The 8,227-nt window shown below is 35.6% G+C and carries 7 protein-coding genes; 2 read left to right on the top strand and 5 right to left on the bottom strand.

Translation table 11 applies throughout. From position 1 onward, the window contains the following. Positions 1 to 220: 220 nt before the first annotated feature. On the top strand, positions 221 to 2,500 hold the full coding sequence (gshAB, locus tag ACQV18_RS09020) for a bifunctional glutamate--cysteine ligase GshA/glutathione synthetase GshB (protein WP_428892975.1): 2,280 nt from the start codon (positions 221 to 223) through the stop codon (positions 2,498 to 2,500). A gap of 61 nt (positions 2,501 to 2,561) precedes the next feature. Here gshAB and ACQV18_RS09015 read toward each other — a convergent pair whose 3' ends face one another. The 4 genes from ACQV18_RS09015 to coaBC form a co-directional block, all read right to left on the bottom strand. Next, positions 2,562 to 3,647: a M42 family metallopeptidase gene (locus tag ACQV18_RS09015; RefSeq protein ID WP_428874193.1), complete on the bottom strand. Its 1,086-nt coding sequence runs from the start codon at positions 3,645 to 3,647 to the stop codon at positions 2,562 to 2,564. A gap of 78 nt (positions 3,648 to 3,725) precedes the next feature. Further along, positions 3,726 to 5,009: an ABC transporter permease gene (locus ACQV18_RS09010; RefSeq protein ID WP_428875526.1), complete on the bottom strand. Its 1,284-nt coding sequence runs from the start codon at positions 5,007 to 5,009 to the stop codon at positions 3,726 to 3,728. Continuing rightward, positions 5,002 to 5,742 carry an ABC transporter ATP-binding protein gene (locus ACQV18_RS09005; protein ID WP_428892974.1) on the bottom strand — a complete coding sequence of 247 codons (741 nt, stop codon included), beginning with the start codon at positions 5,740 to 5,742 and terminating at the stop codon, positions 5,002 to 5,004. Before ACQV18_RS09005 ends, ACQV18_RS09010 begins: the two co-directional genes overlap by 8 nt. A gap of 10 nt (positions 5,743 to 5,752) precedes the next feature. Then, the gene (gene coaBC, locus ACQV18_RS09000) at positions 5,753 to 6,976 is read right to left on the bottom strand and encodes a bifunctional phosphopantothenoylcysteine decarboxylase/phosphopantothenate--cysteine ligase CoaBC (RefSeq protein WP_428874190.1); all 1,224 of its coding nucleotides are present in this window, start codon (positions 6,974 to 6,976) and stop codon (positions 5,753 to 5,755) included. Between the two features lie 274 nt (positions 6,977 to 7,250). Here coaBC and ACQV18_RS08995 point away from each other — a divergent pair, with 274 nt between their 5' ends. Then, the gene (locus ACQV18_RS08995; RefSeq protein WP_428876086.1) at positions 7,251 to 7,568 is read left to right on the top strand and encodes a hypothetical protein; all 318 of its coding nucleotides are present in this window, start codon (positions 7,251 to 7,253) and stop codon (positions 7,566 to 7,568) included. On the opposite strand, the gene ACQV18_RS08990 is transcribed toward ACQV18_RS08995, so the two are convergent. After that, positions 7,565 to 8,098 carry a TIGR01440 family protein gene (locus tag ACQV18_RS08990; protein ID WP_428892973.1) on the bottom strand — a complete coding sequence of 178 codons (534 nt, stop codon included), beginning with the start codon at positions 8,096 to 8,098 and terminating at the stop codon, positions 7,565 to 7,567. The two genes, ACQV18_RS08995 and ACQV18_RS08990, sit on opposite strands and share 4 nt — an antisense overlap. Positions 8,099 to 8,227: the final 129 nt, after the last annotated feature.

Raw genomic sequence — 8,227 nt, 5'->3', positions numbered from 1 at the left:
ATAAGTGACAACTTCTATATACTAGCATGGTTTAGATTTTTTGTCAAACCTTTTTAAAAAGTTTTTTAAACTTTTTTTCTTTCGTTTCGGTCGTTCGTGACGACAAGAAATAATATAACATGGGTTGTCTTCTTAAGTCAAGGGCTTTTCAAATTTTTTTCACCTTTTTTCTTATCACTTTGTTATAATATTAATTACTTCATATAAGAGGAGCTTTCTTATGAATAAAATTATTGAGTTTACAATCGAAGATTTACCATTACTTTGGGAATCGACCGTGGGGCTCGAACGAGAAACCGTTCGAATCAATTTCAACGGATCAATTAGTGAGAGTGACCATCCTCATGATTGGGGAAACCGTTCCTTCCACCCTTATCTTCAAACTGATTTTTCTGAAAGTCAATTAGAGTTAATTACTCCACCCTTTTCTACTAATGAAGAGGTAATCAATTGGTTAGCTGGTCTTCACCAGATAACACAGCATAGAATTTCAAATTCGAAGCCAGCAGAAATGCTTTGGCCTTATAGTATGCCACCTCAATTATCTAATATTAATCAAATTCGAAGCGCTGAATTAGATAATAAAGATGACTATAATTATCGTAAATATCTTATTTCATACTACGGCAAAAAAGTTCAACTACTATCAGGCATCCATTATAACTTTCAAATTAATGATCAGCTTTTAAATCAAAAACTGAATTCCTCAAAATCAAAATATATCTCCAATCGAAATAAGGTTTACATGGACTTGACACGTAAATATCTTTACTACCGCTGGGTATTAACTTATCTTTTAGGGGCCACCCCTTATTTTTCAGATGATTACGAGACTGTTTTATACGGCAAACCCCACAAAACAGTTATGAAATCAGTTCGCCAAAGTCGCTATGGCTACAGGAATAGTAAAAACGTTTCAGTTTCCTATAATAATTTTCAAACATATGTCACAGATATTGAAGATCTCATTTTTCAGGGGATTCTACATTTTGAGAAGGAGCTCTACCGAGATGTTAGAATGCGGGGGGCTAAACCTAATCGCGCAATGCTCAAGGAGGGCATTTCTTATTTAGAATTTAGAAATTTTGATCTTAATCCTTTTCAACCATTTGGAATCAGTTTGGAAGACCTCGATTTTGTAAAAGTATGGATTCTTGCTCTTCTTCTTCACCAACAGTCAATTAGCGAAGAAGAAATTAATCTAGCCAATGAACGTAACCAAAATACAGCAGAATCTAACCCTATCGATCCATTAATCAATAAAGAACTTATTAAGTCTTTCTCACATACCTTACAAACTGTTGCAGAAAACCTAGATGCTCATTACTATCCCGACTCTTATTTAGGTCAGCTTGTTGCTAAAAAGTTTATGCAAATAGAGCAACCCTCCCAAACGCTTGCAGGCCAAATCACTAGTCAATATACCGACTTTAAAGACCTTTCCCAGGGCTTGCTTAAACTTAGCCAAATTTTTCAAAGACAGTCTTTAAAAAACAAATATCTCCTTCATGGTTTTGAGAAGTTAGAACTTTCGACACAAGCCTTAATAAAAAAAGCGATAGAGCTTGGTATTCAAGTTACCATCGTTGATATTGAAGATAACTTAATTGAGCTTCAATTCAATGAGCATACAGAATTAATCAAAAGTGCTAATATGACTTCCTTAGACAGCCAGGTTTCATACTTCTTAATGGATAACAAATCAGCTACTAAATTGGTTCTTGATAGAGAAAAAATTCAAACACCTAAAGGGAGAAAATTCAATGATTTAGATCAAGCAATCAATTATTATTCTCTATTAGACAAATCTGCAATCGTAATTAAACCGCAAAATACTAACTATGGTTTGGGAATTACTATCTTCGAAAATTTTCCAGAAAAAGAAACCTATACAAAAGCTATGAAGGAAGCTTTCAAACACGATCATACGGTATTAGTTGAAGAATTTATTGAAGGGATTGAACTAAGATTTTATGTGCAAAATCAAAAAGTTTTAGCAGTTTGTGAAAGACAAGCCGCTCATATTATTGGCGATGGCCAGCACACTGTTGAACAGTTAATCGATCTCGAAAATAACCATCCATTCAGAGGGCCTAGACATCTAGCTCCTCTTACCTTATTAGAAAAAGGTGAAATAGAAAGAATAACTCTTGCTGAACAAAACTATTCTCTGCAATCAATTCCCGTTAATGGTAAAAAAGTCTACTTAAGAAAAAATTCTAATGTTTCTTCCGGAGGAATTGCCATCGATCGAACCGATCAAGTTCATTCAGATTTTATTAAAATTGCTGAAAGAACAGCTGCAGCTATGAAATCCACTTTCTGTGGAGTAGATATCATTATCAAGAACTATCAAGAGCCTCTATCTAACTCCAATTCTTACGCTGTGCTAGAGGCTAACTACAATCCAATGATGAGTTTGCACCTTTTTCCTGCTATCGGACATTCACAACCCCTAGCTGAACGAGCGCTTGAAGCCTTATTTCCTGAACTGAATTAATGAATTAAACCCCCTTAGGTATCAAACTTCTGATGCTTAAGGGGATTAATAAAGTTAATTTTTATGCGTTATCTTTAATTTGCTTGATTGTCTCTGCATTCAACTCTTTCACTACTGCTGTTACTAATTTGACCATATTTAAGTAGTCATCTTCGTGAATAACAGAAGTATGTGAATGTAAGTAGCGAACTGGAACAGTAATCGCAATAGAAGGAATACCATTTAATGCTAGGTGTTGTGAACCAGCATCGGTTCCACCACCAGGAATAAATTCGAATTGATAAGGAATGTTCTCTCTATCAGCCACTTCTACTACAAATTCACGTAAGCCACGGTGAGCTATCATTGAGCTATCATAAACAATGATTTGAGGTCCCTTTCCTAATTTACTTGCAGATTCATCTTTAGTCATACCAGGTGTGTCACCCGCTGTACCAGTATCTAGAGCAAATGAAATATCAGGATTAAGCATATGTGCAGCAACTCTAGCTCCGCGTAGACCAACTTCTTCTTGAACGTTAGCCCCAGAGAATAGAACCGTTTCATGTCCTTCTTTAGCTAAATTCTTCAATACATCAATTGCAACAGCTATACCGATACGGTTATCCCAAGCTTTACCTAAAAGGAATTTAGTGCCATTCATACGACGTGTTTCGATGTACGGAGTGATCATATCGCCAGGGCGAATACCCCATTCCATGACTTCATCTTTAGAAGAAGCACCTAGGTCAATAAAGATATCTTTAAATTCCATTGGCTTTTTACGAGCTTCTGCAGTTAGTACATGTGGAGGTTTAGATCCTGTAACACCATGGAATGTCTTACCTTCTCTTGTAGTTACTGTTACTTGTTGTGCTAAGACAACTTGACTCCACCAACCACCAATGGTAACGAACTTAAGAAATCCTTCATCGGTGATTTCTTTAACCATAAAGCCAACTTCGTCTAGGTGAGCAGCTAACATAACACGTGGTCCATCCGCATTGCCTGTATGCTTAGCAAAAATACCACCCAAACCATCTTGCAGATATTCTTCTGCTTGGTCTTTAGTTTCTTCTTTAAACAATTCGCGAACATAACGTTCATTGCCACCGATCCCGTTAACTTCTGTTAGACGTTTAAGATATTCTTCATTTACTGACATCATTCATCCTGCTTTCTTAATAAGTATTTGTATTAATTTTAACAAAGAATTCGTTTTCAATCAAAGAAATTCTTTCTTACTTTAAAGAGGCTTTCTTTTATCGGACTTCTTTTTTAATTTCTTTAACCAAATAGGGACATAAAAGTGAATTATAGCTAAAATTAGTATTAACCAAGCACACGAAACCCACAGTAGTGTTAAGGATAAACCCACTTTAACTAGCATTCCTAAACAAAAAGCAAGCATCATCATTACCAAAATTGAAGCTAACATCCTCTGAAAAGCATTCTTTTTCAAATGTAAATCTTGAGTAGGATAAAGTAATTGAAAAGGCAAATTATTCCCTAGTAAGTAAATCGGCAAAATTTGAATAAGCGCGAGCCAAAAACCAATTCCCCCTATTAAGGTTAAAGCCAACCAATTATCAGGCAATAAGAAAATGATAATCAGAATAAACACTGTAATACGAAGCCATATACCTGAATAACCTTCATGTCGAGTAATCATTCGAGCAAAGAAATAGCTATATCGATTAGCCTTTTTCCCTTGAATCAAGTTCATCAAAGGATACAACCATTTCCGTTCCTTAATGGGAGTTTTTACTTGTGGAACATCTGCAAATAGAGAAATCAGCTTATAAAAACGCGATTTATTAGCATGAGACTGGTTAATAATGAACTCAAAATCGACAAGGTTTTTAGCTAATATACGATAACGCCAATATACAATCATTAAATATAGTCCGCTTACAACTAACATCATTAAAAATGGATAGAAATCGGGTAAATAAAAGCTTATCGTTATAAAAAATCCAGTAAAATAGTTGAGTGTTTTTACGGAATTTCTAGATAAAAAATTGTTATTTTGATAATAAAGATTTAGGTATTGATTGATCACAGCTAAAAATTTCAAAGTTGCATAAATAAAACAGAAGAAAACAGCATTATTTTGATTCCAATCACTCACAATTGAGATTAACGGATAGAAGAGAAAGCTAATTAAAAGAGCTAGGCTTACTTGAGAAAGCGAGGTGTAGATAAAAGCTTTTCGCCAATATTTAAACCAATCCTCGCCTCTAGGAAATAAATAGGATCGGTCAGCCTCATGATTTAACCATAAAGGGTGCCCGAAGTTTAAAATTACTGTAAGAAAAAAAGCTATCATCAAAGGAATCATCCATATGAAAGCAAAATAGGAACCTTGGTTTAATCTTTCAAGTAGATCTCTATAAGTCAAAGCTAGAAAACCCATCAGTACGAAAAGCACTATAGAGAAATGATCATTAAAAATTAATCGCCCATATTTCCCAACTTCCTTCAATAATTGATTAGCTCTTTTATTAAATAAATGATCCAAATTAATCATTAACTTCACCTGTCTTAGTCATGGTCATATAGATATCGTTTAAGTTCGCTTTTTGGAGGTTATAGATAGCCTGCAACTGGTTTAAGTCTCCTTGAGCTACAAGTTGACCTTTTTGAAGCAAAAGAAAAGAATCACATAAGTCCTCAGCAATCGCTAAAATGTGTGTTGTAAATATAATTGAGCGACCAGAAACTGCGCTCTTCTTCAATAAATCTGTGAATTGTTGAATAGCTAGCGGATCTAATCCTAAGAATGGTTCATCAATAATTAATAATTGAGCATCCGTAACTAGAGCACAAATAATCATTACTTTTTGCTTCATTCCTTTAGAAAAGTGAGTGGGGAACCACTCTAATTTTTTTTCTAGGCGAAATTTCTTTAAAAGAGGTTGGGCTCTTTGCATGACTGTTTTCATCGGAATTTGATACCCAAGAGCTGTCATTTCTAAGTGCTCCTTCAAAGTTAATTCTTCGTACAAAATAGGCGTTTCAGGAATATAAGCAATTTGACTAGCATACTTCTGGTGGTCTTCTGCAATTGAGATGCCGTCAATCAGCACTTGCCCTGACTGGTTAGGTAAAAGGCCTAAAATAGTTTTCAAGAGCGTTGATTTTCCTGCACCATTTAAACCAACTAATCCAACTATTTCGCCTGAGTGAATTTTAAAATTTACATTATTAATGACCGGAACATTGCGATAACCGCTTGTTAGATTTTCAACTACTAATTTCATTTATTCTCCTCTAATCTTTAATAATCGGATCATTTAGAATAATTTCCCAAACTTTTCTTGCTAGATCAATTTTTTCCATTTTAGGTAAGTTCACAACTTGCCCTTTTTCGTTTAAAAGAGTCACTTGATTGTTTTTTGAATTAAAACCAATGTCTTTCTGAGAAACATCATTCGCGATAATCCAATCTATTCTTTTTGACTTTAACTTTCTTTGAGCATATTCGATTAAATTTTGAGTCTCCGCAGCAAAGCCAACTAAAACTTGCTGCTTTTTATTTTGTCCTAATTCCGCTAAAATATCTGGGTTTTCGATAAGTTCCCACAGGATTTTCTCATTCTCTTGATCCTTTTTCTTAATTTTATGTTCAGCTTGATCCATCATTCTGAAGTCACTCACCGCAGCTGCCATAATAACGTAATCCGTTTGCGCATAGCGCTCATTGATTTCTTTTTGCATTTGAAGCGCTGATTCCACTAAAATCAAGTCCATATTATCCATCATTGGAAAATGATCTTTAGTGGAAATGAAAGAGACTTCTGCTCCCAAAAAACTCGCAATTTTAGCCATAGCATATCCCATCTTGCCGGAAGAATCATTGGAAATGTAGCGAACAGGATCGATTCTTTCTCTCGTTCCACCTGCTGTTACAATCACTTTTTTATTCTCTAATAATTGAGGGTAAAAATGTTTGGCTGCTATACTTTCAAGCTTTTCAACAATCTGAGTAATAGCTGGTAATCGCCCTTTGCCTTCATAACCTTCTGCCAAAAAGCCTGTATCCGGTTCTAACAAGTAGTAACCATCTTTCTTTAGACGTTTTAGGTTTCTTTGAGTGGCAGGATGCTGATACATGTTTGTGTTCATCGCCGGACATAAAAGACAAGGACAAGCAACAGCTAATAGTGTTGTAGAAGCTATTTCATCTGCTATGCCGTTGGATAATTTTCCAATAATATTAGCCGTTGCTGGGGCCACCACTACAAGATCACACCAATCAGCAAACTCAATGTGCTGAACGTGTTCAGTATCATTTTCACTAAAAGTATCTATCAAAACTTCATGGCGCGAAAGCACTTGTAGAGTTAGCGGAGTGATAAACTCACTTGCTGACTTTGTCATTATAACACGCACTATTGCCCCAGCTTTAACAAGTTGTCGCACTAATTCAGTCGCTTTATAGGCAGCAATTCCACCTGTGACAACGACACCAATTTTTTTCCTTAATAAAACCATTCTAGAGCTCCTATCTATTTTATAATCTAAAAACCTGTTAACTACTGTTCAAGTAACTATCTTTCCTTGTTAAACTATATAAAAAAATAAAGGAGATTCCTTTGTTACCTGAAATAAATTTAATTAATCTTGGTGAAAACAACTACTCTATTGAATTTACTTGCTTGTATAAACATCAACAAAAAGATGGTTGGCCCTTTTTAACGGATAGAGCACTCATGCAAAATGATAGCATGGCCTTCCCTTAACAGAAAAAATTGAGGTAAGCAATCATTTGCATTACACAGACCACATTAAAAATGAACAACAAGCAGAAATATTGGCCTTTGACAGCCCTCGTTTCTTCTCTTTTACTTGGAACGTGGGTTTCATTAAGATGGAATTGTCATCGACAAATCATTCAAAAACTTATCTCGCCTTTCAATATTGGGTGCTACTTATTACAGAACAATCGCATCACGAGCTTAGCGAATGGATTTTAAACTTAGAACTTTTAGAAGCTCTCTTGGACGATAAGGAAACCATTGATAAAAAGGGGCGTTACTATCAAATTGACCAGTATGTTAAGAAGATAATTAAGGACTACATTTAATAATTTGCGCGTTCTCCACCAATTAATTTTGGCCGCGATGATAGTCCATTTACCCTGGCAAACCCTAGTTGGTTGTGTTTAAAACGAACAGGAATTTGAACATATTTTATATGCATACCGATATGTGTATCCCCAATATCTATACCTGCACTTGCTTGAACATGCTCTACCATGACTGGATCCTTGAATAACTGATAGGCCGCTACGGCTGCTCCTCCCGCATGCAAAGCAGGGACTACTGAGACAATTTCTAAGCCATACTTTTTAGCAGCTTGACGTTCTATCACTAGACTGCGATTAATATGCTCACAGCCTTGAACCGCAAGAAAGAGTCCCATTTTGCTTGTAGTTTTGATTAAAGCATTGACTAATAGTTTCCCGTACTCTGGACGAGATGCCTTCCCAATTTTTCCACCTGCCATTTCAGATGTTGAGCAACCTAAAACAAAAATATCCTGAGAATCTACTTTCCCCTGGAATAAATCCTCTATTTCTCCCATTAGACGATCGATTTCTAACTCGATTTCCATACTTTTCACCTTCTTTGTTTTCTTTCATTTTACCACATATGATTGCAAATAAAAAAGCGCACCCAAGGTGCGCCCAGACTGAAGACAAACCCTTCTTTGAGGATGACTCATACAGGGTTTGTCTTTGTT

The organism is Facklamia sp. P9177, from assembly GCF_050409585.1.
In the GTDB taxonomy this organism is placed as follows: Bacteria; Bacillota; Bacilli; order Lactobacillales; family Aerococcaceae; genus Facklamia.
Note: the sequence above shows the minus strand (reverse complement) of the source record. Positions and strands in the feature narration are given on the sequence as shown.

Bases quoted from the DNA above. Each gene is read 5' to 3' on its own strand.
- ACQV18_RS09005 (WP_428892974.1), bottom strand. From the start codon at position 5,742: ATGAAATTAGTAGTTGAAAATCTAACAAGCGGTTATCGCAATGTTCCG.
- ACQV18_RS09015 (WP_428874193.1), bottom strand. From the start codon at position 3,647: ATGATGTCAGTAAATGAAGAATATCTTAAACGTCTAACAGAAGTTAAC.
- ACQV18_RS09010 (WP_428875526.1), bottom strand. From the start codon at position 5,009: ATGATTAATTTGGATCATTTATTTAATAAAAGAGCTAATCAATTATTG.
- ACQV18_RS08990 (WP_428892973.1), bottom strand. From the start codon at position 8,098: ATGGAAATCGAGTTAGAAATCGATCGTCTAATGGGAGAAATAGAGGAT.
- coaBC (WP_428874190.1), bottom strand. From the start codon at position 6,976: ATGGTTTTATTAAGGAAAAAAATTGGTGTCGTTGTCACAGGTGGAATT.
- gshAB (WP_428892975.1), top strand. From the start codon at position 221: ATGAATAAAATTATTGAGTTTACAATCGAAGATTTACCATTACTTTGG.